This window comes from Xanthomonas sp. NCPPB 3174 (genome assembly GCF_056725205.1).
The window spans coordinates 2,157,817-2,181,748 of record NZ_CM161517.1; the positions used below are offsets into that span (position 1 = coordinate 2,157,817).

Here is a 23,932-nt window from a genome sequence, read left to right on the forward strand (position 1 = left end):
GGTGGCGACGGCGAGGGTGCGCGCGGCGTTCATCAGGCGGCCTGCGCCTGCGCCGCCAGCGGCACGCGCGGCGGCAGCCCGCGCACCGCCTCGGCGATGGCGCGGATGTGCGCCGGGGTGGTGCCGCAGCAGCCGCCGACCAGGTTCAGCAGCCCGGACTCGGCGAACTCGCGCAGCGTCGCCGCCATTTCCTCCGGCGTCTCGTCATATTCGCCGAAGGCGTTGGGCAGGCCGGCGTTGGGGTGGGCGCTGACGTAGCCGTCGGCGATCCGCGCCAGGGTCTCCACGTGCGGGCGCAGGTCCTTGGCGCCGAGCGCGCAGTTCAGCCCCACCGACAGCGGCCGCCCGTGCGCGACCGAGGCGTAGAACGCTTCGGCGGTCTGCCCGGACAGGGTGCGGCCGGAGGCGTCGGTGATGGTGCCGGAGATCATCACCGGCAGGCGCCCGCCGCGCGCATCGAACACTTCCTCGATCGCGTACAGCGCGGCCTTGGCGTTGAGCGTGTCGAAGATGGTCTCCACCATCAGCGTGTCGGCGCCGCCGTCGATCAGGCCGTCGATCGCTTCGCGGTAGGTGGCGCGCAGTTCGTCGAAGCTGGTGTTGCGGAAGCCAGGGTCGTTGACGTCCGGGCTGATCGAGGCGGTGCGGCTGGTCGGGCCGAGCACGCCGATCACGAACCGCGGCTTGTCCGGCGTCAGCGCCTCGACCGCGTCGCAGCAGGCGCGCGCGACCTGCGCGCCGGCCTTGTTGAGTTCGTAGACCAGGTGTTCCAGGTGGTAGTCGGCCTGGCTGATCGACGTCGCGTTGAAGGTGTTGGTCTCGAGCAGGTCGGCGCCGGCGTCGAGGTAGGCACGGTGGATCTCGGCGATCACCTCCGGCCGTGTCAGCAGCAACAGGTCGTTGTTGCCCTTCAGGTCGTGGCCCTGCGGCGCGTGGTCGCAACCGGGGCCGTGCACGTGCCCGGCCTGCGCGTCGTAGCCCTCGGCAAAGCGCTCACCGCGGTAATCGGCCTCCTGCAGCCCATGGCGCTGGATCATCGTGCCCATCGCGCCATCGATGATCAGGATGCGCTCAGAGAGGGCCTGCAGCAGCGCCTCGGCGCGCTGGGGGTGGAGCCATTGGGAGGCCGGGAGTGGGGAATGGGGAATGGGGAATGGGGGAGGAGCGACGGCGCTCATGCGACATCTCCTACGGCTGTTTTGGCCTTGGCGGTTGCTTTTTCGATTCCCGATTCCCCAATCCCGATTCCCGGCTTCCCCGCAATCAACGAAATCACTTCGAAGTGCGGCGGGCGCTTCTCGCGGGTCACGGTTTCCAGGCTGGAGACCTCGAGCCCGGCCTTGCCGACGAACTTGCGCAGTTCCTTGGCCGAAAAGCCGAGGTTGACGTGGCCGTAGGCCTGCACCGCGGCCTTGTGTTCGTGGCGCGCCAGGCTGCACAGCAGCAGGCGCCCGCCCGGGCGCAGCACCCGCGCCGATTCGCACACCGCCTGCGCCGGCTTGGTGGCGTAGGTCAGGGCGTGCATCATCACCACCAGGTCGAAGCTGGCGTCGGCGAAGGGCAGGGCGTGCATGTCGCCCTCGCGCACTTCCACGTTGCCGAGCCGGCGCAGGCGCTCGCTGGCCGCGGCCACCACCCGCGCGCTGGTGTCGATGCAGACGTAGCGGCGTGCGTGCGGCGCCACCAGTTCGGCCAGCACGCCGTCGCCGGAGGCGATGTCGAGCACGTCGCCGGTTTCCAGCAGCGGCAGGGCGGTGCGCGCCAGCGCTTCCCAGGTGCGGCCGGGCGAATAGTGGCGTTCCATGTCGCCGGCCACCGAGTCGGCCCAGTTCTGGTCGGCGGCGCGGTTGGCCAGCACCGCGGCCACACGCTCGGCGTCCTGGCGCAGCAGCGGGTCGTCGCTGCCGGTACTCAGCGCCAGCCATAGCGCGCGCTGGGCCGGGTCCAGCAGGGTCTCGTCGAAGCGATAATAGGCCGACACGCCGGCGCGGCGGTCGCGCACCAGCCCGGCCTCCTTGAGTTTGGCCAGGTGGGTCGAGACCCGCGGCTGCGCCAGGCGGGTGATGGCCGACAGCTCGGCCACGGTCAGCTCCTCCTGCTCCAGCAGCGCCAGCAGGCGCACGCGGGTGGCGTCGGCGAAGACCTTCAGCCGGGACGACCAGTCCTCCAGATCCATAAATATCTTCCTATCGCGATATAGAGATATTTTGGTCCGGGCAGAGGTTCCGGTCAAGTTGCACACGCCAGCGTATGGTCGGCGCGGCTACAATGGCCGCACCAACAAGCCCGGGAGGGGTTCGACGTGGATTTCAGCTTTACCGAAGAGCAATTGATGATCCAGGACGTGGCGCGGCGCATCGCGCAGGAGCGGATCGCCCCCAGCGCCGAGCACCACGACCGTACCGGCGAATTCCCGCTGGAGAACATCCGCCTGCTGGGCGAGAACGGGCTGATGGGCATCGAGGTACCGGAGGAATACGGCGGTGCCGGCATGGACCCGATCGCCTACGTGCTGGCGATGGTCGAGATCGCCGCCGGCGATGCCGCCCATTCGACCATCGTGTCGGTCAACAACTCGCTGTTCTGCGCCGGCATCCTCAAGAACGGCAACGAGGAGCAGAAGCAGAAATACGTGCGCGCCATCGCCGAGGGCCGCGAGATCGGCGCCTTCGCGCTGACCGAGCCGCAGTCCGGCTCCGACGCCACCGCGATGCGGTGCCGCGCGGTGCGGCAGGACGACGGCAGCTTCGTCATCAACGGCAAGAAGAGCTGGATCACCTCCGGCCCGGTCGCCAAGTACATCGTGCTGTTCGCGATGAGCGAGCCGGACAAGGGCGCGCGCGGCATCACCGCCTTCGTCGTCGACACCGACAAGCCGGGCTTCCACCGCGGCAAGACCGAGCCCAAGCTGGGCATCCGCGCCTCGGCCACCTGCGAAATCGAGTTCCAGGACTACGTGGCCAGCGCCGACGAGGTGCTGGGCACGCCGGGCGAGGGCTTCAAGATCGCGATGAGTGTGCTCGACGCCGGCCGCATCGGCATCGCCTCGCAGGCGATCGGCCTGGCCCGCGCCGCCTACGAGGCGACCCTGGAGTACGTGAAGGAGCGCAAGGCGTTCGGTTCGCCGATCGGCGCGTTCCAGATGACCCAGGCCAAGATCGCGGACATGAAGTGCAAGCTGGACGCGGCGCTGCTGCTGACCTTGCGCGCGGCCTGGCTGAAGGGGCAGGGCCAGCGCTTCACCACCGAGGCCTCGGTGGCCAAGCTGACCGCCTCCGAGGCGGCGATGTGGATCACCCACCAGGCGGTGCAGATCCACGGCGGCATGGGCTACTCCAAGGAGATGCCGCTGGAGCGTTACTTCCGCGATGCCAAGATCACCGAGATCTACGAGGGCACCAGCGAGATCCAGCGCCTGGTGATCGCGCGCAACGAGACCGGGTTGCGGTGAGGCCGGGAGTGGGGATTCGGGATTGGGGATTCGCCGGTTTCCGAATCGGTTGAGGATTCAGGAGAAGCGGCCGCAGGGCCGCTTTTTCTTTTTGTGGGAAAGGAATAGTGGCGTTCGGGCTGCACTGCGTCGGGACTGAAGTCCCTCCCACAAGGAGCGCTCGGCCTTCAAGAAGCGCTCAGACTGCATAGGATGTCCGATGGCGCTTCCCAACCAGGTTCCCGGACAAAAAAAGCGGCCTTGCGGCCGCTTTTTGTTTGTTTCTACAGAGAGGCATCAGGACCAGGAGTGGGTCTCGCCTCACGAATCCCCACTCCCGAATCCCCACTCCCGGCTCCTCAGCGATCCGGCTGGTGCCGCGACAGGCCCGCTTCCTGCATCTGCGTGAATTCCTTCGACGGCTCGTCCAGCTTGTCGCCGAGCATGCGCCGCACCATCACGAAGAACAGCGGGATGAACAGCACGCCCAGCACGGTGGCGAACAGCATGCCGCCGATCACGCCGGTACCGATGGCGTGGCGGGCGTTGGCGCCGGCGCCGGTGGAGATCGCCATCGGCAGCACGCCGAGGATGAAGGCGAAGGAGGTCATCAGGATCGGGCGGAAGCGCAGGTGCGCCGCCTCGGCCGCGGCCTCGCGCAGGGTCTTGCCCATCGCCCGCTGTTCCACCGCGAACTCGACGATCAGGATCGCGTTCTTGGCGGCCAGGCCGATCACCGTGATCAGGCCGATCTTGAAGTAGATGTCGTTGGGCAGGCCGCGCAGCAGCGAGAACGCCACCGCGCCGAGCACGCCGATCGGCACCACCAGCAGCACCGACACCGGGATCGACCAGCTCTCGTACAGCGCCGCCAGGCACAGGAACACCACCACGATCGACAGCACCAGCAGCAGTGTCGCGGTGTTGCCGGCGATGATTTCCTGGTACGACATGCCGCTCCAGTCGAAACCGAAGCCCGGCGGCAGGTCGTTGTTGACGATGTCCTCCATCGCGCTCATCGCCTGGCCGGAGCTGCCGCCCGGCGCCGGGTTGCCGACGATGTTGACCGCCGAGTAGCCGTTGTAGCGGCTCAGCGACGGCGAGCTGTAGATCCAGTCCGAGCTCACCACCGTGCTCAGCGGGATCATCTGCGGCAGGCCGCTGCTGTCGGTGGACGTACTGCTGGGCACGTAGAAGTTGCGCAGCGACTCCGGACCGGTGCGGAACGGCGCGTCGGCCTGCATGTTGACGCGCTTGATGCGGCCTTCGTAGAAGAAGTCGTTGACGTACACCGGCGCTAGCATCAGCTGGATCGACTGGTAGATGTCGCTTACCGACAGGCCCATCGACTGCGCCTGCACGCGGTCCACCTTCAATTGCAGCTGCGGCGAGTTCTCCAGGCCGTTCGGACGCACGCCGGCCAGCGCGTTCTGGCGCTGCGCGGCCTTGCCGAGCACGATGTTGCGTGCCTGCAGCAGGGCTTCCTCGCCCTGGCCGCTGCGGTCCTGCAGCCACATGTCGAAGCCGCCGAACTGGCCCAGGCCCTGCACGGTCGGCAGGTTGACCACGAAGATCTGCGCGTCCTTGATCCCGTAGAACATGCCGTTCAACTGCTGGATCAGGTCGCCCGCGGCGATGTCGCGCTCGTCCCAGGGCTTGAGCCGGATGAAGCCCATGCCCACGTTCTCGCCGCGGCCCAGGAAGCTGAAGCCGGCCACCTGCAGCATGCCTTCGACCGCCTTCTGCTGCTGCAGCACGCCGCGCATCTGCGCGAACACCTCGTTGGTGCGGGTCTTGGTCGCCCCCGGCGGCAACTGCACGATCGCCAGCGCGAAGCCCTGGTCCTCTTCCGGCAGGAAGCTGCCCGGCATGCGCGTGAACAGGAAGCCGCACAGCACCAACAGCAGGGCGAACACCGCCATCCAGCGCGGCGCGCGGCGGATGGTGCTGCCGACCGCGCCGACGTAGCGATGCGACAGCTTGTCGTAGTACTTGTTGAAGGTGCGGTAGACCCAGTTCGGGTTGTCGTTGTGGGTGGGCTTGAGGAACGCCGCACATAGCGCCGGGGTGAAGCTCAGCGCCAGGAACGCCGAGAACGCCATCGACATGGCGATGGTGATCGCGAACTGCTTGTAGATCGCGCCGGCCGCGCCCGGCTGCATCGCCGAGGGGATGAACACCGCCGCCAGCACCACGGTGATCGCCACCACCGCGCCGGTGATCTGGGTCATCGCCTTGTGCGTGGCCGCCTTCGGTGCCAGGTGCTCCTCGGACATGATGCGTTCGACGTTCTCGATCACCACGATCGCGTCGTCGACCACGATGCCGATCGCCAGCACCATCGCGAACAGGGTCAGCTGGTTGATGGTGAAGCCGATCGCCCACATGCCCAGGAAGGTGCCCAGCAGCGCCACCGGGATGACCAGGGTGGGGATGATGGTGGCGCGGAAGTTCTGCAGGAACACCAGCATCACCAGGAACACCAGCACGATCGCCTCGGCCAGGGTCTTGACCACTTCCTCGATCGAGATCTTGACGAAGGTGGTGCTCTCGTACGGCGTGAACCAGGTGACGCCCTGCGGGAAGCTGGGCTGCAGCTCGTCCATCTTGGCCTTGACCGCCGCCGACACGTTCAGTGCGTTGGCGCCCGGCAGCAGCTGGATGGCGAAGGCGCCGGTGGGCTTGCCGTTGTACTGGGTGTCGAAACCGAAGTTGGTCGGGCCGAACGCGACCCGGGCCACGTCCTTCAGCCGCACCACGGTGCCGTTGCCGTCGGCGCGCAGGATGATGTTCTCGAACTGCTCGGGCGAGGTGAAGCGGCCCTCGGCGCTGACCGTGGCGGTGAACGACTGGCCCTGCGGCGCCGGATCCGAACCCAGCGAGCCGGCGGCGAACTGCACGTTCTGCGCGCGGATCGCGGTGTACACGTCGTTGGCGGACATGTGGTAACCCTGCAGCTTCTCCGGGTTCAGCCAGATGTCCATGGCGTACTCGGCACCGAACTGCTGGGTGCTGCCGACGCCGGGCACACGCGAGATCTGCTCCAGCACGCGCGACCCGACGATGTCGTTGAGCGCGTCGCGGTCGATCGACGGGTTGTCCGAACGCAGCGCGATCACGCTGAGGAAGCCGGCGTTGGCCTTGGCCACCACCACGCCCTGCGCGGTCACTTCCGAGGGCAAACGCGGGGTGGCCAGCGACACCTTGTTCTGCACCTGCACCTGGGCGATGTCCGCGTCGGTGCCGGTCTCGAAGGTCAGGGTGATGGTGGCGGTGCCGCTGGAGGACGACGACGAGCTGAAGTACAGCAGGTGGTCGATGCCGGTCAGCTGCTGCTCGATCACCTGGGTGACCGAGCGCTCGGTGGTGCTGGCGCTGGCGCCGGGATAGGTGGCGGTGACGGTGACCTGGGGCGGGGCGATCGAGGGATACGACTCGACGCCGAGATTGAGGATGGCGATCACGCCGCTGAGCGAGATCAGGATCGCCACCACCCAGGCGAAGACCGGGTGTTCGATGAAGAACTTAGGCATGGGGGGAGTCCGTTACTGCTTCGGCTGGTCGGAATGCGAGGCGGCGTCCGGCGTGTCGCCGTGCGCTGCGCCCTGCGCCGGGGCGGCGCCCTTGGCCGGCGCCGCGGCGCCTTGCGCGCCCTGGCCGGGTGCCGCGCCGGCACCCGAGCCCTGGCCCTGCGCGGCGGCGTTCGGGTCCCACGGCTTGGCCACGGCCGGTGCGCCTTCCTTGACCTTGGGCAGGCCGCTGACCACGACCTGGTCGCCGCTCTGCAGGCCGCCGCTGACGATCCACTTGTCGCCCTGCTGGCCGGCGGTGGTCAGGTCCTTGCGCACCACCTTGCCGTCCTTGCCCACGACCATGGCGTAGGGGCCCTTGGCGTCGCGCAGCACCGCCGCCTGCGGGATCAGGTACACGTCCTTGCGCTCGCCCAGATTGGCCGCAAAGCTGACGAAGGCGCCGGGCAGCAGCACCCGGTCCGGGTTCGGCAGCAACGCGCGCAGCGTCACCGAGCCGGTGCTCGGGTCGACCGCGGCGCCGGAGAAGTCCAGCGTGCCGGCATGCGCATAGGTGCTGCCGTCGCCGAGCTTGATCTGCACGGTGGACTTGTCCTCGGCGTTGAGGGCGACGTTGCCCTCGGTCTGCGCCTGGCGCAACTGCGCCAGTTCGTCGGCGCTCATCGAGAAGTTGACGTACAGCGGGTCGAGCTGGTCGATCGTGGTCAGCAGGGTGCTGTCGCCCTGGCCGACCAGCGCGCCTTCGGTCACCTGCTGCTTGCCGGCGCGGCCGGCGATGGGCGCGGTGACGGTGGCGTAGCCGAGGTTGATGCGCGCGGTTTCGACCGCCGCACGCGCCTGCTGCACCGAGGCGGCGGAGCTGCGTTCGGTGGCCTCGGCGTTGTCCAGGTCGGACTTGGACACGTAGGCCTGCGGCGCCAGGCTGCGCGCGCGGGCGGCGGCGGCCTTGGCATTGGCGTAGGTGGCTTCGGCCGCGGCCAGCTGGCCCTGCGCCGAGGCCAGGGTCGCCCGCAGCGGCGCCGGGTCGATCTGGAACAGCGGCTGGCCTTCCTTGACGTCGGTGCCTTCGGTGTACAGGCGCTTTTCCAGCACGCCGGCGACACGGGCGCGCACGTCGGCGCTGCGGAATGCGGACAGGCGGCCGACCAGGTCGCGCTGCAGCGGGACGGTCTGCGGCTGTGCCTGCAGCACGCCCACTTCCGGCGGCGGCATGGCCTGCTGCTGCTCCTGTTTCTTGCAGGACGCCAACACCACCACGACGGCGCAGGCCAGGGCGAGAGAACGCAACGGGGAGGTCATCGGGTGGTACTCCGGTCTGGTTTTGTAAAAGGAAGGGAAGGGGCGGCGGCGAACGCGCGCAAAAAGCCGTCCACGGCGAACTCGGCCCAGGCGCGCTGCGCGGCGGCGTCGCCGCGATGCGCGCTGTGGAAGCGCTGACGCTCGAAATCCATGCCGACGATCATGCTCAACAGCAGTTCGGCCATGAAGTGCGGATCGTCATGCCGGAGCTGGTCGCGGGCGATGGCGCCGCGCAGGCATTCGCCCAGGCGCTGCATCAGGGCACCAGCGCTGTCGCGGAACATGGCGCGCGCTTCGTCGGGGAAGTGCCGCGACTCGGCGGCGATCAGCTGGCAACTCTGCAGCACCCGCGGTTCCGACAGCTGCTCCAGGTATTCGCAGGCGAAGCGCAGCAGGCTGCCGCGCAGGTCGTCCTGCACCGGCTCCAGGTGCGCGGTGGCCAGGTCCAGGTGATCCTGCATCGCCCGCCGCAGCAGGCCCTGCTTGCTGCGGTAGCGGCTGTACAGGGTCTGCTTGGAGCAGCCGGCGCGTGCGGCCACCGCCTCCATGCTCAGGCCCATGCCTTCCTCGGCCAGCAGCTCGCGCACGGCGGCGTACACGCGCTGGTCGCGCGCCTGGCGCTGGGCGGCAGAGGCGAGGGGGGTGCTCATCGATTGTGGACTATACCGTCCAGTTTAGAATTAGAACAGCCTTGACACCGGGGCGTTCTTGCTGACAACAGCGCGGCCGGCAAAGCATGGTGACCGCCGCGTGACGACGATGTTGTAGACACTTTGCGTGATCTGGCGCGTCGTCTTCGCCACGCCTTCGGTTTGCGATGCAGCAAGGTAGTTGAACGAGGCACCGGTACAATTCGCGCTTTCCCATCGAGCATCGCTGCTGCTCTCCGTCATGAAACCCAAACACGCCGCTTCCCGTTCCAAATCCTCGGCCGCCACCCGCACCTCCGCGACCCCGTCCGCCACCAAGCCGGCCAAGGCGCCTGCCAAGACCAAGGCCGCCGCCAAGCCTGCAGCCAAGCCCGCCGCCCCGCGCAAGGCCGCGACGCCGCCCAAGCTGGCCGCGACCGTTCCGGCCACGGCCAAGGTGATCGACGCGGCGCCGGCCGCCAGCGGTTTCAGCCTGACCCCGGTGTTCGCGGCGCTGCGCAAGCGCTATCCGGCCGGCCGCCAGGAGGAAGCGCAGACGTTCGCTGAAGAGTTCTACAAGCGCATGGAGGAGGACGAGTTCCCCCACCACAGCGCGCAGGAGTGGGCGGCGCTGGCCGCGTCGATGCTGGAATTCGCGCGCAAGCGCAAGCCGGGCACGGTCAACGTGCGGGTGTTCAATCCGAACCTGAAGGACGACGGCTGGGAGTCGTCGCACACGGTGCTGCAGATCGTCAACGACGACATGCCGTTCCTGGTCGACTCGGTGAGCATGGCGCTGGCGGAACTGGGCATCGGCGTGCATGTGCTCGGCCACCCGGTGCTGCGCATGCAGCGCGACAAGGGCGGCACGCTGGAAAGCGTGGGCGAGGGCAAGGCGGAATCGCTGATGGCGCTGGAGATCGACCGCCAGCCGCCGGAGGACATGGCCCAGGTGGAAGCGGCGATCCGGCGCATTCTCGGCGAGGTGCGCAACATCGTGCGCGACTGGAGCAGCATGCGCGAGAAGATGCTGGCACTGGCCGACGACCTGACCACGCGCCGCCTGCCGGTGGACGACAAGGGCCGGCGCGAGGCGCAGGAATTCCTGCGCTGGGCCGCGGCCGACCACTTCACCTTCTTCGGCTACCGCGAATACCGCGTGGAGAAGCAGGGCGGCGAAGACGTGCTGGCGCCGCTGGAAGACAGCGGCCTGGGCCTGCTGCGCGGGCAGGACAAGTCGCCGGCGCGGCCGGTGCGCACGCTGGCCGCGCACGGCCTCAGCGAGTCCGGCACCAAGGAAGCGCTGATCCTGACCAAGACCAACGCGCGTTCGCGGGTGCACCGCAGCGGCTACATGGACTACATCGGCGTGCTGGAGTTCGACGCCAAGGGCCGCATCGTCGCCGAGCAGCGCTTCCTCGGCCTGTTCACCTCCAGCGCCTACAACCGCCGCCCGTGGGAGATCCCGCTGGTGCGCGAGCGCTTCGACTCGGTCATGCGCAAGTCCGAGCTGACCCCGAGCAGCCACAGCGGTAAGGCGCTGCGCCACATCCTGGAGACGCTGCCGCGCGAGGAGCTGTTCCAGTCCAACGAGGAAGAGCTGTACCGCACCGCGATGGGCATCCTCGGCCTGCAGGAGCGGGTGCGCAGCCGCCTGTTCCTGCGCCGCGACAAGTACGGTCGCTTCATTTCCGCGCTGGTGTACATCCCGCGCGAGCGCTTCAACACCGACGTGCGCTTGCGCATCGAGGCGCTGCTGAAGGACGCGCTGCACGGCGAGTACATCGATTCCAACGTGGTGCTGGGCGAGTCGCCGCTGGCGCAGCTGCACATGATCGTGCGGCCCAAGCCCGGCGAGGCGCTGGAGTTCGACACCACCGAACTGGAATCGCGCCTGGCCCACCTGCTGCGCAACTGGCACGACGACCTGCGCGAGGCGCTGGTGGCCAGCCGCGGCGAGCGCGACGGCCTGCGCTTGGCCGCCGGCTACGGCCGCGCGCTGCCGGCCGGCTACATTGAGGAGTCGACCGCGCAGATCGCCGCGCGCGACGTCGAGCGTCTGGCCGCGCTGCGCGGTCCGGAAGACCTGCACCTGAGCCTGCAGGCGCTGCGCCGCGACGGCGCCGACAGCCTGCGCCTGAAGCTGTACCGCCAGCACGACGACCTGCCGCTGTCGGACGTGCTGCCGATGATGGAAAACCTGGGCCTGCGGGTGATCTCCGAGCGCCCGTACCGGTTGGTGGTGGACGGCACGCCGCTGTCGATCCAGGACTTCGAGGTCGAGCCGCTGGCCGGCAGCATCGACGTGGAAGCCGCCGACGCGCCCCTGTGCGAGGCCTTCGTGCGGATCTGGCGCGGCGACGCCGAGAACGACGGCTTCAACCGCCTGATCGTCGGCGCCAGCCTGAGCTGGCGCCAGATCGCGGTGCTGCGCGGCTACTGCAAGTACCTGCTGCAGACCGGCGTGCCGTTCTCGCAGGCCTACGTGGAAGAAACCTGCAACCGCTATCCGCTGCTGGCGCGACTGCTGGTGGAGCTGTTCGAGGCGCGCTTCGACCCGGCCACCGGCAGCGAGAGCAAGGCGCAGATCGCCGAGGGCCAGGCCGCGCTGGCGGCGCAGTTGCGCCTGCTGGCCAACGGCGACGAGGCCGCGCTGAAGGCGCTGCAGCCGGTGATCGATGCGCGCAGCGGCAATCGCGAGGCGCAGCTGGAGGCGGTCTCGGCGGCGCTGCTGAAGCTGTTCGACCAGGTGGCGAGCCTGGACGAGGACCGCATCCTGCGCAGCTTCAAGGGCGTGATCGAGGCGACCCTGCGCACCAGTCACTACCAGCGCAGCGCCGACGGCGGGTTGGGCCACTGCATCAGCTTCAAGCTGGATTCGGCCAAGGTGCCGGACCTGCCCAAGCCGCGTCCGTACCGCGAGATCTTCGTGTACGGCCCACGCGTGGAAGGCGTGCACCTGCGCTTCGGCGCGGTGGCGCGCGGCGGCCTGCGCTGGTCCGACCGGCGCGAGGACTTCCGCACCGAGGTGCTGGGCCTGGTCAAGGCGCAGATGGTCAAGAACACGGTGATCGTGCCGGTCGGCGCCAAGGGCGGCTTCTTCTGCAAACGCCCGCCGGTCGGCGGCGATCGCGACGCGGTGCTGGCCGAGGGCATCGCCTGCTACAAGCTGTTCATCCAGGGCCTGCTGGACATCACCGACAACATCGTCGGCGGCAAGATCGTGCCGCCGCCGCAGGTGGTGCGCCACGACCAGGACGACCCGTACCTGGTGGTCGCCGCCGACAAGGGCACGGCCACCTTCTCCGACATCGCCAACGGCCTGGCGCTGGACCACGGCTTCTGGCTGGGCGATGCGTTCGCCTCCGGCGGCTCGGTCGGCTACGACCACAAGGGCATGGGCATCACCGCGCGTGGCGCCTGGGAGTCGGTCAAGCGCCATTTCCGCGCGCTGGGCCGCGACTGCCAGAACGAGGACTTCACCTGCGTGGGCATCGGCGACATGTCCGGCGACGTGTTCGGCAACGGCATGCTGCTGTCGCGCCACATCCGCCTGCTGGCCGCGTTCGATCACCGCCACATCTTCCTCGACCCGAACCCGGACGCGGCAGCGTCCTTCGCCGAGCGCGAGCGCCTGTTCAAGCTGCCGCGCTCCAGCTGGGCCGACTACGACGCCAAGCTGATCAGCGCCGGCGGCGGCATCTATCCGCGCACGCTCAAGTCGATCGAGATCAGCGCGCCGGTGCGCGAGGCGCTGGGCCTGGAGCCGGGCGTCAAGCAGCTCTCGCCGAACGACCTGATGAACGCCATCCTCAAGGCGCCGGTGGACCTGTTCTGGAACGGCGGCATCGGCACCTACGTCAAGGCCGCCAGCGAAACCCACGGCGACGTCGGCGACCGCGCCAACAACGGCCTGCGCGTCAACGGCGGCGAACTGCGCTGCAAGATCGTGGGCGAGGGCGGCAACCTCGGCCTGACCCAGCTCGGCCGCATTGAGGCCGCGCAGGTCGGCGTGCTGCTCAACACCGACTTCATCGACAACTCGGCCGGCGTGGACACCTCCGACCACGAGGTCAACATCAAGATCCTGCTCAACGACGTGGTGCAGGCCAAGAAGCTGACCCTGGAGGCGCGCAACAAGCTGCTGGCCTCGATGACCGACGAGGTTGCCGAGCTGGTGCTGTGGGACAACATCCGCCAGAACCAGGCGCTGAGCCTGATGGAGCGGATGAGCGTCAAGCGGCTGGGCTCCAAGCAGCACTTCATCCGCACCCTGGAAGCGCAGGGCCTGCTCGACCGGCAGATCGAATACCTGCCCTCGGACGCGGAGATCTCCGCGCGCAAGGCGCGCGGCCAGGGCCTGACCCGGCCGGAACTGGCGGTGCTGCTGTCCTACTCCAAGCTGGTGGCGTTCCAGCAACTGCTGGAATCGGACATCCCCGAGGACCCGTACCTGTCCAAGGAACTGCAGCGCTACTTCCCGCAGCCGCTGCAGAAGAAGTACGCCGACGCGATGGAGCGGCACCGCCTCAAGCGCGAGATCATCGCCACTGCGGTGACCAACACCACCATCAACCGCATGGGCGCCACCTTCCTGATGCGCATGCAGGAAGACACCGGCCGCAGCATCGCCGAGGTCGCCAAGGCCTACACCATCAGCCGCGAGACGCTGGATGCGCGCGCGCTGTGGACGCAGATCGACGCGCTGGACGGCAAGGTGCCCGAGTCGGTGCAGATCGACGCGCTGGAGGTGATCTGGACGCTGCAGCGCGCCTTCGTGCGCTGGCTGCTGTTCCGTCCGGGCCCGATGCCGGGCATCACCGCGGCGGTGGAGCGCTACTACGAGCCGTTCAACGACATCCGCGTCGCCTCCGGCGTGCTGCCCGATTCGCAGCGTCCGCGCTACGAGGCCCTGGTGCAGGAGTGGCAGGACAAGGGCCTGCCGCCGGCGCTGGCGCAGCAGCTGTCGGAACTGCGCTTCCTGGAGCCGGCGTTCGACATCATCGAAATGGCGCGCACCCGCAAGCTCAAGCCGGTGGAAGTGTCCAAGGTGCACTTCCGCCTGGGCGAGGCGCTGCAGTTGCCGTGGCTGTTCGAGCAGATCGACGCGCTGGAGGTCAACGGCCGCTGGCATGCGGTGGCCCGCGGCGTGCTGCGCGACGAACTGGCCAAGCACCACAGCGCGCTGGCCGGCCAGGCGCTGAGCCTGCCGGGCGGCACCGCCGAGGCCAAGGTGCAGCACTGGCTGCAGCGCGACGACAGCAGCCTGCGTTTCACCCTGAGCATGCTGCAGGAGCTGGCCGCGCAGAAGACCCTGGACTACCCGACGGTGTCGGTGGCGGTGCAGCGGTTGGGCCAGTTGGCGGCGCACGGCGTCTGAGGTCGCGTGTCGATGGCCAGGTCCGCGCTCGCGGACCTGGCCCACGGCGGTACCGCGTCATCGCGTGGTACCGCCTGGCGGGTCGCCTGCGCTTGCGGCGACGCGTCCCTGGCGGGCGCGCCGCATCGCACTGTTGCTCGCGTCGATGGCCAGATCGGAACACCCCGCTGCTGTTGTCGACCGCGTTGCGCACAGCAGGGCGATTCTGGAAATCGAGCCGATCCCATCCGTGCCGTGCGGCGCATTCGCCTGCAGCGCCTTCTTTCGAGACGCATCATGTGGTTCCTGGCCATCCCCGCGCTGATCCTGTTGTGGATCGTCATCCAGGCACGGCAGCCCCCGCTGGAGGTGCGGCTGCAACAGGCGCTGCAGCAGGCGCGACAGGGCGACCTGAGGCGCTTGCGCGCCCTGTCCAGGGCATCCGTTGGCGATGCCGCGTATGCGCTGTTTCTGCAACTGGACGCCAAGGGCGAGCAGGCCGCAGCGCTGGCCGCACTGAAGCGTGCGGTCCATGCCCGCACCTGGCTGGACATCTGTGGTTGCAGCGTGGCCTTGCGCGAGTACGGCCGCCGTCGTTTTATGGGCGTGGGCACCACGCCCGACCATGCCGCGCTGCTGGCCGAATGGAGCCGTCCCGGCTGGTGCACGGGCGCTGGCTGGGAGCCCGAACTTGCCTGGATCCAGGCCTGCGGCCCGGAGGCGTGCAGGGACGAGGCACGCGCCTGGTACTGGCTGTGCCTGGCCGATGCGCGCAAGCAGGAGGGCATGGGCGAGATCAGGTCGGTGGAACTGGCGCAGCAGGTGCGGGCGCATCTGACCCCGCTGGTGCCGGCGCCGGTGCGCCAGGCGATGCAGGAGCAGGCCGCGCACACCGCGCGCGACGATTACCTGTCCGGCAGATAGGCCAGACCGCGCGACAAGGCTCAGCCGCAGGCCCGGACGGCAATCGTCGGGACTGCGCAAGCGTTCTGGCGCAGGGGGGGCGATCGCAAGCGCAGCGCAGGCGCACGCGCCATCCGCGGCGAGCGCAGACAGCGCCATCGCTGCGACCGCAAATAGGTGTCGCCGGTGCGCCGGCGCGCGCCAGTCATGGCGCCGCGGGTATGATCGGGGCCATGAATGCTTCCGTCCTGCCGTCCTCGCCCCGCATCTGTTTCCTCGCCAGCGTCGCGCCGGAAGCGCAGCACGCGCGCGAACAGTTGGTGACACGCTACGGCGACTGCGAGCCGGCCGACGCCGACGTGCTGTGCGCGCTGGGCGGCGATGGCTTCATGCTGCAGACCCTGCATCGCCACGGTAGCCTGGGCAAGCCAGTGTTCGGCATGAAGCTGGGCACGGTCGGTTTCCTGATGAACCAGTTCCGCGACGACGACCTGGTCGCGCGCCTGGCGCTGGCCGAACCGGCCAAGCTGCGGCCGCTGGAAATGCTGGCGCAGACCGAATCCGGCGCCACCACCGGCTCGCTGGCCTACAACGAAGTCTCGCTGCTGCGGCAGACCCGCCAGGCCGCGCACGTGAGCATCGACCTCAACGGCCAGACCCGCGTCGACGAACTGATCTGCGACGGTGTGCTGGTGTCCACCCCGGCCGGCAGCACCGCCTACAACTCTTCCGCGCACGGACCGATCCTGCCGCTGGGCTCGCACACGCTGGCGCTGACCCCGATCGCCCCGTACCGGCCGCGGCGCTGGCGCGGCGCGATCCTCAAGGCCGACATCGAAGTGCGCTTCCGCGTGCTGGACCCGTACAAGCGCCCGGTCAGCGTCACCGCCGACTCGCACGAGACCCGCGACGTGGTCGAAGTCACTATCCGCGAATCCCGCGACCGCCTGGTCACCCTGCTGTTCGATCCGGAGCACAATCTGGAGGAGCGGATCTTGAGCGAGCAATTTATGGTTTAGGGGCGGGGATTCGGGAGTCGGGATTGGGGATTCGCAACAGCGCATCCGCTTTTGCCGCCCATTCTCGAATCACGTTCAGATCCCTTTGCCCGCTTTTGCCAATCCCCAATCCCCACTGCCGAATCCCTGCTCTCATGTCCGACAACTCCCCCCGTCTGCTCACCGTCGCGGTCACCTCGCGCGCCCTGTTCGATCTGGAAGAGGGCCATGCCCTGTTCGAGCGGGAGGGGGTGGAGGCGTACAGCGCGTATCAGCGCGAGCGCGAGGACGATGTGCTGGCGCCCGGGGTGGCGTTTCCTGTGGTGCGCAAGCTGTTGGCGCTGAACCAGGGCACGCCGCCGGAGACGCCGCCGGTGGAGGTGATCCTGCTCTCGCGCAATTCCGCCGACACCGGGCTGCGCATCTTCAATTCGATCCAGCACTACGGCCTGGGCATCGTGCGTGCCACCTTCACCTCCGGCGAGGCGACCTGGCCCTACGTCAAGCCGTTCGGCACCGACCTGTTCCTATCGGCCAATCCGGAGTCGGTGCGGCGCGCGCTCAGCCACGGCATCGCTGCGGCGACCATCCTGCCCAAGCCGCCGGGCGAGCATGCGCAGGAAGCGGCCGCGGCGGCCGGTGCGATCGATGCCGATCGTCTGTCCACCCAGTTGCGCATCGCCTTCGACGGCGATGCGGTGATCTTCGGCGACGAGGGCGAGCGCTTCTCGCGCGAGCAGGGCGTGGAGGCGTTCGGCCGCTACGAACGCGAGAACGCGCGCGAGCCGCTGACCGGCGGGCCGTTCCGCAATTTCCTGTCGGCGCTGCATGCGCTGCAGTCCGCGTTCCCGGCCGGCGACGCGTCGCCGATCCGCACCGCGCTGGTTACCGCGCGCTCGGCGCCGGCGCACGAGCGGGTGATCCGTACCCTGCGCGAATGGGGCGTGCGCCTGGACGAGGCGCTGTTCCTCGGCGGCCGCCACAAGGGCCCGTTCCTGCAGGCGTTCGGCGCGGACATCTTCTTCGACGATTCGCAGCACAACATCGACAGCGCCGCCCGCGAGCGCGTCGCCGCCGGGCATGTGCCGCACGGGGTCGCCAACGACATCGCCAAGCCGTGAGTGCGGCGCCCGGCGGCGGCCGCTGGGCCGCGCTGCGCCGCCTGCTGCGGCAGGGAGCGGACGCGCCCACCGACCTGCGTCCCGGACGACCCTACGTGCGCCATGGCTGGCGCTACACCAGCCTGCAGTTCAAGGGCGAAGTGACCCAGAGCCGCATGTACACCTGGTGGCCGGACGTGCTGCAGGTCGGCTACACCCGCAGCATGCTTGGCGCGCTGCTGCTGCGCCCGGATCCGCGGCGGATCGGCATCGTCGGCCTCGGCGGCGGTTCGCAGGCCAAGTTCTGCTATCGGCACCTGCCGCAGGCGCGGATCGAGGCGATCGAGGCCGATGCCGACGTGCTCGCCCTACGCGCGGCGTTCCGCATTCCGGACGACGACGCGCGCTTCGAGGCCGTGCACGGCGACGGCGCGCGGTTGCTGCGGCAACGGCGCGATCGCTACGACCTGCTGCTGCTCGACGCCTACGACGCCGACGGCATCCCGGCCGCGCTGCTCAGCCGCGGCTTCTACGAGGACTGCCACGCGGCGCTGGCACCGGGCGGGGTACTGGCGGTGAACCTGTACGACACCGACACCCGCCGCCATCTGACGCATCTACGTGCGCTGTTCGGCGGCCGCGTGCTGCGCCTGGACGAGCCGCAGATGGACAACCATGTGGTGTTCGCCTGGACAGGTGCGCTGCCGGCGCTGGACGCGCACGCGGCCCTGGCACGTCTGCCGTGGTCGGCACGCTGGCAACTGCGCACGCCGTTCCGGCGCGTGCAGCAGGCGATGGCTGGCAGGTCGGGGTCGGGCGCGCCGCGCTAGGCAGGGTTTGGCGGTATCGGGTCATCGGGTTGCGCGTGCATCGTTCGCACACGACGCGTGCCTGACGTTGCACGCCATTGCTGGCAAACACGTTGCGCTCAGGTGCGATTTGCAAGAATTCCCGCTCGTTTGATGGAAGAGTCCGCGCATCGATGCGTCCGCAACACGAGTCAGCTGCGTCCCCGCCTGCGCACGCGAGCGCAGCCACGATCCTGTGGCGGACCACCGTGCCCGGCGTGGCCGCCCATCGACTCTGGCTGGATGAGCGGACCGGGCAGGTGCTGGTCGCGGATGGATGGGGCGTGAGCTTCGGCGCGCTGCGGGGTGCGCGCGTTGTCCATGGCGACAGGCGCCGAAGTGGCGTCGGTCGCCCTCGGCAACCAGGCGCGCGCCTTCGCCAGCGACGGCGAGGGCGGCGTGCTGGTGGCCACCGATACCAAACTGTTCCGGCTCGAGTCCGGCACGCTGCGCGTCGCGGAAAAGTGGACGTCGCGCATTCCGCGCTACATCGATCGCCTGCTGCCGCTCGGTGGCCATGTGCATGCGGTCAATGCCCGCTCCACACAGCTCAGCGCCATCAGTCTGGCGGATGGCAGCGTGCGGCGCAGGGCGCTGGCAGAGGAATTGCAACTGCACGCGACGCCCGATGGAAAGATCCTGGCGGTAGCGGCCGAGGGCAGCGTGTGGTTGGCTGAGCCGGGTCTGCCGCAGCCGCCCAAGCGCATCGCGCGGATACCGCCGATCTGCCACTCGGCGATGGACGGACACGGCCGCCTGTGGCTCTCGCTCGGACCCGGCCGCATCGTCGACGGCAACCGCGTGTCCTGGGCGGCACCGACCGCGAGCGCCGGCTTCATGGACCCGCCGTACACGTCGGTGACGGAGATCGACCTCGGCACCGACTTCTGGAACATCGCGGTCACTCGCGATGGCCGCATGCTGTCGGTGGCCGCCACCACGGCGACGACGGGCGAGCAAGCGCGGCATGTCCAGACGGGTGTTGCGTCCTTCCGCACCGAAGAATGCGCACCACACCGCTGGGTGCAGGCGCCGCCGGCGTTCGAGATCGCGCTGATGTGCCCGGACGTCGGGTGCGCGTTCGCTACCCGAAACCTGTGGCGTAGCGCTGGCGATCCGGAAGTATCCGAGCTGATCTGCCTGCAGTTGTAGCGACGCTCCCGTGTCGAGGCCAGGCAGGCAACGCTAGAGGACTGCCGATGTGCGCCTGGTCGAACAGTTGATCAGCCCTGCAGGCAACGAAGGGCAGGGGGCGGCCCGATGTGCCTCCTGTGGGAGGGACTTCAGTCCCGACTGCATACTGTTTGATGAGACGTCCGCGCTTTGGTCGTCGCGACTGAATGTCGCCTCCGATCAAGACAGGGCGCACCCGTAGGAGCGGCTTCAGCCGCGACAGCCACGCATGGGCTGCCTCGTCGCGGCTGAAGCCGCTCCTACGAGACAGGACGATGCCAGCAAAACGGGGTGCTGGAGATGTTCTGAAAGGGCATCCAGCCCAGCCGCACGCGCCTACAGCGGCAACAGGATATTGCTGAGCTTCCATTGCAGGCCGTCGCGGGTGAACACGAACGGCACCGCGGTGCCATCGGCGGTGTACACGGTGGCGACGAAGCGCGTGGTCGATTCGAAGCGGTGTTCGGCCTGGCGTAGCGGTTGTGGCGGGCGCGGCGCGGCGTAGGTATCGCCGCCGACGGTGTCGCCGCTGGCGCGTTTCCACAGCGCGTCGCCCTGCATCAGCGCGCCGATGCCGGCCGGGGTGACCAGCGCATCCACGCTCATCCCACCGAGGCCGCCTGCCAGCGACAGCAGTGCGCCGCCGAACAGGCTGGACTGCAGGTCGGGTCCGGCGCGGCGCACCAGCGCGTCGTCCACCTGGGCCTTCAGGTTCACCCGCAGCGTGGGGAAGTCGACATAGCGCTCCAGCGCCGCAGCATCGCGCTCGCGCAGCGCCTGGTCGATGCCGCGGATGGCCAGGTACGGCCCGGCCACGACGTAGCCGCCGAGGGCGAGCAGGGCGAGGAACAGCAATGCCAGCCATTTCTTCATCGTGTGTCCCGTTGCGCGTGTGGGCATTCTGTAGGAGCGGCTTCAGCCGCGACACATTACCGGTGATGCCTGTCGCGGCTGAAGCCGCTCCTACGTGGAGCGCTGCGTCTCAGAACTCCAGGTCCAGCGCCGCGCACAGATAGTCCACGAACGGGCCCAGCGTCTGCAGGTCGGCGGCGATCTGCGTGCGCAGCCGTGGGCCGGTCATGGTGGCGTCGTCGAGCTGACGCCAGAACACCCAATTCTTGTGCTTGAGGTCGTCGATGCATTCGAAATCGGCCGGGAAACCGCGCGGCGGCCGCACCAGCATCTCGCTTTCCTCGAAGTCGAAGCGGCGGCGCAGCGCCGGCGCATGCGCAGCGGCCTTCCAGCTGCCGGGATTGTCGAAGATGAACTGGCGTACCTTGCGCTGGGTGTCCGGCTCCGGATGCCACAGCCCGGCGCCGACGAAGCTCTCGCCCGGCTGCAGGTGGATGTAGAACGACGGCGCCGGCACCTGCTTGCGCCGCTCGTGGAACAGGCGCGCACCCTGCCAGGTCTTGTACGGCGACTTGTCGTGGGAGAAGCGCGCGTCGCGGTGGATCCGGAACAGTGAGCCGCCGACGCCGCGCGGATCGGCGCGGAAATGCTCGCTGACCTGGGCCAGGTCCGGCTGCAGGTCGGTGATCAGGCGCAGGAACGGCTGGCGCACGTGCTCTTCGTACTTGTGCCGGTTGTCGTTGAACCAGGCCTTGTCGTTGTGCCGCGCCAGGGCACGCAGGAACTTGAAGCTGGCGTCGCTGAAATAGCTGGTCATAGGCTGCGTTGCAGGTCGTGGCCCCAGGCGGCCAACTGGTCGAGCAGGGCTTGCTTGGTAGCATCCTGCGGGTGAGCCAGGCGTAAACCGGCCAGTTCCGCGTAGAACGCGTCGAAGTTCAGTTCGGACAGGCCGCTGTCCTGCTGCAGGCGCTGCCGACGGTAATCGTCCCAGCGCGCCTGCTCGGCGATGGACAGGCTCTGCGGCCAGTTGCGCGCGCGGTAGCGGAACAGCAGCTCGGGCAGGCGCGGATCGCGGAACTGGCCTTCGAGCGCGGCCAGTTGCGCCGGTGGGGTGGCGCGGACCTGGGCCATCGTGCGCTTGTCGCCATCGGCCAGAAAGCCGTCGTACAGCGACGCGTCGACATCCGCCGGTACCGCGGCGCGCTCGCTGGCGAACACCCGCCGCACCTTCTCCGCCAGCGCCGGGCCGGCCTCGCGCAGGCGCTCTGCCTTGGCCAGGAGTTGCGAGGGGTCCAGCCGCAGCCGGGCGAAATCCGCTTCGCGCAGGTGCGCCCAGGCGACCAGCGCCGGCGCCTTGTTCAGATGCACTTCCTTGAGCGGGATGCGCTGCTCGCCCTCGGGCAGGTCGGCCTGCGGGGTGTACAGGCGGTCGGCGATCTGTTCCGGCGTATAGCGCAGCAGCGGCTCGATGTCGCCTTCCAGGTCGAACACCAGCACGCGGCTGTCGATGCGTGGGTGCCGCGCCAACGGCAGCACCGGCGCCGCGCACAGGCGCGCGGCCGGGTAGCGCATCGACACGTGCAGCACCGGCTGCATCGCCACCGCGTCGAGCAGGCTGCCGCAGAAGCGCTTGTCGCGCAGCTTCAGCGCGTACTCCCACAGCCGCGGCTGGCTGCGGCGGAAGTGCCGGGCCATGCCGATGGTGGCGTACACGTCGGACAGCGCCTCGTGCGCATCGCCGTCGCGCACGCCGTTGGCCAGCGCCAGTTGCTCCAGCTTGAACGAGGTGGCGCCATCCTCGCGCTGCGGCCAGACGATGCCCTCCGGGCGCAGCGCGTGCATCAGCCGCAGCATGTCCAGCAGGTCCCAGCGCGAGTTGCCGTTGCGCCACTCGCGTTCGTAGGGATCGTAGAAGTTGCGGAACAGGCCGTGGCGCACGAACTCGTCGTCGAAGCGCAGCGAGTTGTAGCCCAGCGTGCAGGTCTGCGGCCGCGCCATCTGCTCGGCGATGCGCGCGAATGCCTCCGCTTCGCTGACGCCTTCGCGCAAGGCCTGCTGCGGGGCGATGCCGGTGATGAGGGTGGCGACCGGCGAGGGCAGCAGGTCGTCGGCCGGCTTGACGAAGAAACTGATCGGCTCTTCGATCACGTTCAGCTCGGCGTCGGTGCGCACCGCGGCGAACTGCGCGATGCGCGTGCGCCGCGGATCGGCGCCGAAGGTTTCCAGGTCGTAGAAGAGGAAGCTGTCGGGCATGACGAATCGAATGGTGCGAGGCAGGCGAGGCTAGGAGCGTGGGAAGGCTTGTAGGAGCGGCTTCAGCCGCGACAGACAATCCCGGTCACGCCCGTCGCGGCTGAAGCCGCTCCTACGGAAGACCGGGGGTCCGGATAGGCTACGCCGGCTCAATGCGCCCCCTCCAGCGGTTCCAGCCGCGCGTGCACGATGCGCTCCAGCCAGTGCCAGTCGATCCGCGACAGATCGCTGTGGCCCTGCGTGGCCTGGACCAGGATGTCGCGCTGCACCTCGCTGCGTTCCAGCGCCTGCGCGTACGGCGTGCGCAGGAAGGTGACCATGGTGTAGTGCGGCACGAAGCGGGTGGGATGCCGCGCCTGCAGCGCCTGGCCGAGTTCGCGCTGCAGCAGGAAGCCGGCGTCGCCGACGCGGTCGCGCATTTCCACGTAGTTCTCCAGCGCCATCTGCTGGATCGCGCCGGCATTGGGCTTGCGCTCGGCCTCGAAGGCGGCATAGGCGCGGGCCAGGTCCGGCTCGCGCTGCAGGTGCGCGGCCAGCGCGGCGCAATCCTCGAACGCGCAGTTCATGCCTTGCCCGTGGAACGGCACCATCGCGTGCGCGGCGTCGCCCAGCAGCACCGCGCGGCCGCCCAGGTGCCAGCGCTCCAGGCGCAGCGTGCCGAGCAGGCCCGGCGGGTGCTGCTCCCAGTGCTCGGCCAGTTGCGGCATCAACGGCAGCGCATCGGCGAAATCGCGCGCGAACAGCGCCAGCGCCTCCTCGCCGTTGCGCACCGTGGCGAAGCTGGGCTCGCCCTTGTTGGGCAGGAACAGGGTGACGGTGAAGGTGCCTTCGTGATTGGGCAGGGCGATGCACATGTAGTGCCCGCGCGGCCAGATGTGCAGGGCGTTGGGCTCGATGCGGAAGCCGCCGTCGGCGCCAGGCGGGATCTCCAGTTCCTTGTACGAGTGGTCAAGGAACTCGATGTGCTCGGCCATCGGCGCCTTGCGCTGCATCGCCGCGCGCAGCGCCGAGCCTGCGCCGTCGGCGCCGATCATGCTGTCGAAGCGGATGTCGTGCGGCTGGTCGTCACGGTCGTCGATGAAACGCGCATAGCCGGCGTCGAAATCCACCGTGTGCAGGCGCCGGTAGAAATGGATGCGCGCGCCGGCCTGCTCGGCCAGTTGCAGCAGGGTGATGTTGAGATCGTTGCGGTGTACCGACCAGATCACCTCGCTGTCGTCGCGGCCATAGCGCTGCAACTGCTGCTGGCCGTCGGCGAAATGCACCATGCGCCCGCGCATCATCACCGCCTTGGCCATCACTGCGGCATCGGCGCCGGCCTGGCGCAGCACGTGCAGGCCACGTTCGGCCAGGGCCAGGTTGATCGAGCGGCCGCGCTCGTAGTCGTGCACGCGCGGGTCGCCGCGGCGCTCGTAGACGGTGACCTGCCAGCCCTGGCGCGAGAGCAGGATGGCGAGCAGGGAGCCGGCCAGGCCGGCGCCGATCAGGGTGATGCTGCGGGGGGATGCGTTCAATGCGGTGTCCGGAAAGCGCGGCGGCTGCCCGCGCGAAGAAGGCG

Annotated in this window: 16 protein-coding genes; 7 read left to right on the top strand and 9 right to left on the bottom strand. The window is 68.9% G+C overall.

All coding sequences use genetic code 11. The features are described 5' to 3' along the window. Positions 1-32 precede the first annotated feature (32 nt). Together AC1PK7_RS09625 and AC1PK7_RS09630 are read right to left on the bottom strand one after the other, a co-directional pair. Positions 33-1,178: a homocysteine S-methyltransferase family protein gene (locus AC1PK7_RS09625; protein ID WP_481100637.1), complete on the bottom strand. Its 1,146-nt coding sequence runs from the start codon at positions 1,176-1,178 to the stop codon at positions 33-35. After that, complete coding sequence (locus AC1PK7_RS09630; protein ID WP_481100638.1) at positions 1,175-2,176, bottom strand: ArsR/SmtB family transcription factor; 1,002 nt, start codon at positions 2,174-2,176, stop codon at positions 1,175-1,177. The genes AC1PK7_RS09625 and AC1PK7_RS09630 overlap by 4 nt, the downstream gene beginning before the upstream one ends. A 126-nt stretch (positions 2,177-2,302) precedes the next feature. Here AC1PK7_RS09630 and AC1PK7_RS09635 point away from each other — a divergent pair, with 126 nt between their 5' ends. Continuing rightward, positions 2,303-3,451, top strand: coding sequence for an acyl-CoA dehydrogenase family protein (locus AC1PK7_RS09635; protein ID WP_209244784.1), 1,149 nt, complete (start codon positions 2,303-2,305; stop codon positions 3,449-3,451). Between the two features lie 338 nt (positions 3,452-3,789). On the opposite strand, the gene AC1PK7_RS09640 is transcribed toward AC1PK7_RS09635, so the two are convergent. From AC1PK7_RS09640 to AC1PK7_RS09650, 3 genes are read right to left on the bottom strand one after another with little or no spacing between them, the layout of a single operon-like run. After that, positions 3,790-6,963: an efflux RND transporter permease subunit gene (locus AC1PK7_RS09640; RefSeq protein WP_010341461.1), complete on the bottom strand. Its 3,174-nt coding sequence runs from the start codon at positions 6,961-6,963 to the stop codon at positions 3,790-3,792. Positions 6,964-6,975: 12 nt separating this feature from the next. Further along, complete coding sequence (locus AC1PK7_RS09645) at positions 6,976-8,259, bottom strand: efflux RND transporter periplasmic adaptor subunit (RefSeq protein ID WP_481100639.1); 1,284 nt, start codon at positions 8,257-8,259, stop codon at positions 6,976-6,978. Next, positions 8,256-8,909 carry a TetR/AcrR family transcriptional regulator gene (locus AC1PK7_RS09650; protein WP_481100640.1) on the bottom strand — a complete coding sequence of 218 codons (654 nt, stop codon included), beginning with the start codon at positions 8,907-8,909 and terminating at the stop codon, positions 8,256-8,258. The genes AC1PK7_RS09645 and AC1PK7_RS09650 overlap by 4 nt, the downstream gene beginning before the upstream one ends. A 241-nt stretch (positions 8,910-9,150) precedes the next feature. Between AC1PK7_RS09650 and AC1PK7_RS09655 the strand changes: the two genes are divergently transcribed. The 6 genes from AC1PK7_RS09655 to AC1PK7_RS09680 all read left to right on the top strand — a co-directional run bounded on the left by AC1PK7_RS09655 (position 9,151) and on the right by AC1PK7_RS09680 (position 19,248). Continuing rightward, complete coding sequence (locus AC1PK7_RS09655) at positions 9,151-14,268, top strand: NAD-glutamate dehydrogenase (protein ID WP_481100641.1); 5,118 nt, start codon at positions 9,151-9,153, stop codon at positions 14,266-14,268. A 276-nt stretch (positions 14,269-14,544) separates the two neighbouring features. After that, positions 14,545-15,171, top strand: a complete 627-nt coding sequence (locus tag AC1PK7_RS09660) for a hypothetical protein (RefSeq protein WP_481100642.1) — start codon at positions 14,545-14,547, stop codon at positions 15,169-15,171. 227 nt (positions 15,172-15,398) lie between these two features. Then, positions 15,399-16,169 carry an NAD kinase gene (locus AC1PK7_RS09665; RefSeq protein ID WP_029562019.1) on the top strand — a complete coding sequence of 257 codons (771 nt, stop codon included), beginning with the start codon at positions 15,399-15,401 and terminating at the stop codon, positions 16,167-16,169. Positions 16,170-16,303: 134 nt separating this feature from the next. Continuing rightward, entirely contained in the window at positions 16,304-17,269 is a 966-nt protein-coding gene (locus AC1PK7_RS09670; protein WP_481100643.1) for a 5'-nucleotidase, read from the top strand. Continuing rightward, a complete protein-coding gene (locus AC1PK7_RS09675; protein ID WP_481100644.1) occupies positions 17,266-18,078 on the top strand; it encodes a fused MFS/spermidine synthase in 813 nt (270 codons plus the stop codon). The genes AC1PK7_RS09670 and AC1PK7_RS09675 overlap by 4 nt, the downstream gene beginning before the upstream one ends. Positions 18,079-18,417: 339 nt before the next feature. Further along, positions 18,418-19,248: a hypothetical protein gene (locus AC1PK7_RS09680; RefSeq protein WP_481100645.1), complete on the top strand. Its 831-nt coding sequence runs from the start codon at positions 18,418-18,420 to the stop codon at positions 19,246-19,248. Positions 19,249-19,605: 357 nt separating this feature from the next. Here AC1PK7_RS09680 and AC1PK7_RS09685 read toward each other — a convergent pair whose 3' ends face one another. The 4 genes from AC1PK7_RS09685 to AC1PK7_RS09700 all read right to left on the bottom strand — a co-directional run bounded on the left by AC1PK7_RS09685 (position 19,606) and on the right by AC1PK7_RS09700 (position 23,888). Next, positions 19,606-20,142, bottom strand: coding sequence for a DUF2939 domain-containing protein (locus tag AC1PK7_RS09685; RefSeq protein WP_481100646.1), 537 nt, complete (start codon positions 20,140-20,142; stop codon positions 19,606-19,608). A 109-nt stretch (positions 20,143-20,251) separates the two neighbouring features. Further along, complete coding sequence (locus AC1PK7_RS09690) at positions 20,252-20,938, bottom strand: DUF2461 domain-containing protein (protein ID WP_017914978.1); 687 nt, start codon at positions 20,936-20,938, stop codon at positions 20,252-20,254. Beyond that, a complete protein-coding gene (sbcB, locus tag AC1PK7_RS09695) occupies positions 20,935-22,374 on the bottom strand; it encodes an exodeoxyribonuclease I (protein ID WP_481100647.1) in 1,440 nt (479 codons plus the stop codon). Before sbcB ends, AC1PK7_RS09690 begins: the two co-directional genes overlap by 4 nt. A 149-nt stretch (positions 22,375-22,523) precedes the next feature. Beyond that, positions 22,524-23,888 (bottom strand): FAD-dependent oxidoreductase, encoded by a 1,365-nt coding sequence (locus tag AC1PK7_RS09700; protein ID WP_481100648.1) that lies wholly within the window; start codon positions 23,886-23,888, stop codon positions 22,524-22,526. Between the last annotated feature and the right edge of the window lie 44 nt (positions 23,889-23,932).

Excerpts from the sequence above, each read along its gene's own strand:
- AC1PK7_RS09625 (WP_481100637.1), bottom strand. The coding sequence starts at position 1,178 with ATGAGCGCCGTCGCTCCTCCCCCATTCCCCATTCCCCATTCCCCACTC.
- AC1PK7_RS09630 (WP_481100638.1), bottom strand. The coding sequence starts at position 2,176 with ATGGATCTGGAGGACTGGTCGTCCCGGCTGAAGGTCTTCGCCGACGCC.
- AC1PK7_RS09640 (WP_010341461.1), bottom strand. The coding sequence starts at position 6,963 with ATGCCTAAGTTCTTCATCGAACACCCGGTCTTCGCCTGGGTGGTGGCG.
- AC1PK7_RS09645 (WP_481100639.1), bottom strand. The coding sequence starts at position 8,259 with ATGACCTCCCCGTTGCGTTCTCTCGCCCTGGCCTGCGCCGTCGTGGTG.
- AC1PK7_RS09650 (WP_481100640.1), bottom strand. The coding sequence starts at position 8,909 with ATGAGCACCCCCCTCGCCTCTGCCGCCCAGCGCCAGGCGCGCGACCAG.
- AC1PK7_RS09655 (WP_481100641.1), top strand. The coding sequence starts at position 9,151 with ATGAAACCCAAACACGCCGCTTCCCGTTCCAAATCCTCGGCCGCCACC.
- AC1PK7_RS09660 (WP_481100642.1), top strand. The coding sequence starts at position 14,545 with ATGTGGTTCCTGGCCATCCCCGCGCTGATCCTGTTGTGGATCGTCATC.
- AC1PK7_RS09670 (WP_481100643.1), top strand. The coding sequence starts at position 16,304 with ATGTCCGACAACTCCCCCCGTCTGCTCACCGTCGCGGTCACCTCGCGC.
- AC1PK7_RS09680 (WP_481100645.1), top strand. The coding sequence starts at position 18,418 with ATGGCGACAGGCGCCGAAGTGGCGTCGGTCGCCCTCGGCAACCAGGCG.
- AC1PK7_RS09685 (WP_481100646.1), bottom strand. The coding sequence starts at position 20,142 with ATGAAGAAATGGCTGGCATTGCTGTTCCTCGCCCTGCTCGCCCTCGGC.
- AC1PK7_RS09690 (WP_017914978.1), bottom strand. The coding sequence starts at position 20,938 with ATGACCAGCTATTTCAGCGACGCCAGCTTCAAGTTCCTGCGTGCCCTG.
- sbcB (WP_481100647.1), bottom strand. The coding sequence starts at position 22,374 with ATGCCCGACAGCTTCCTCTTCTACGACCTGGAAACCTTCGGCGCCGAT.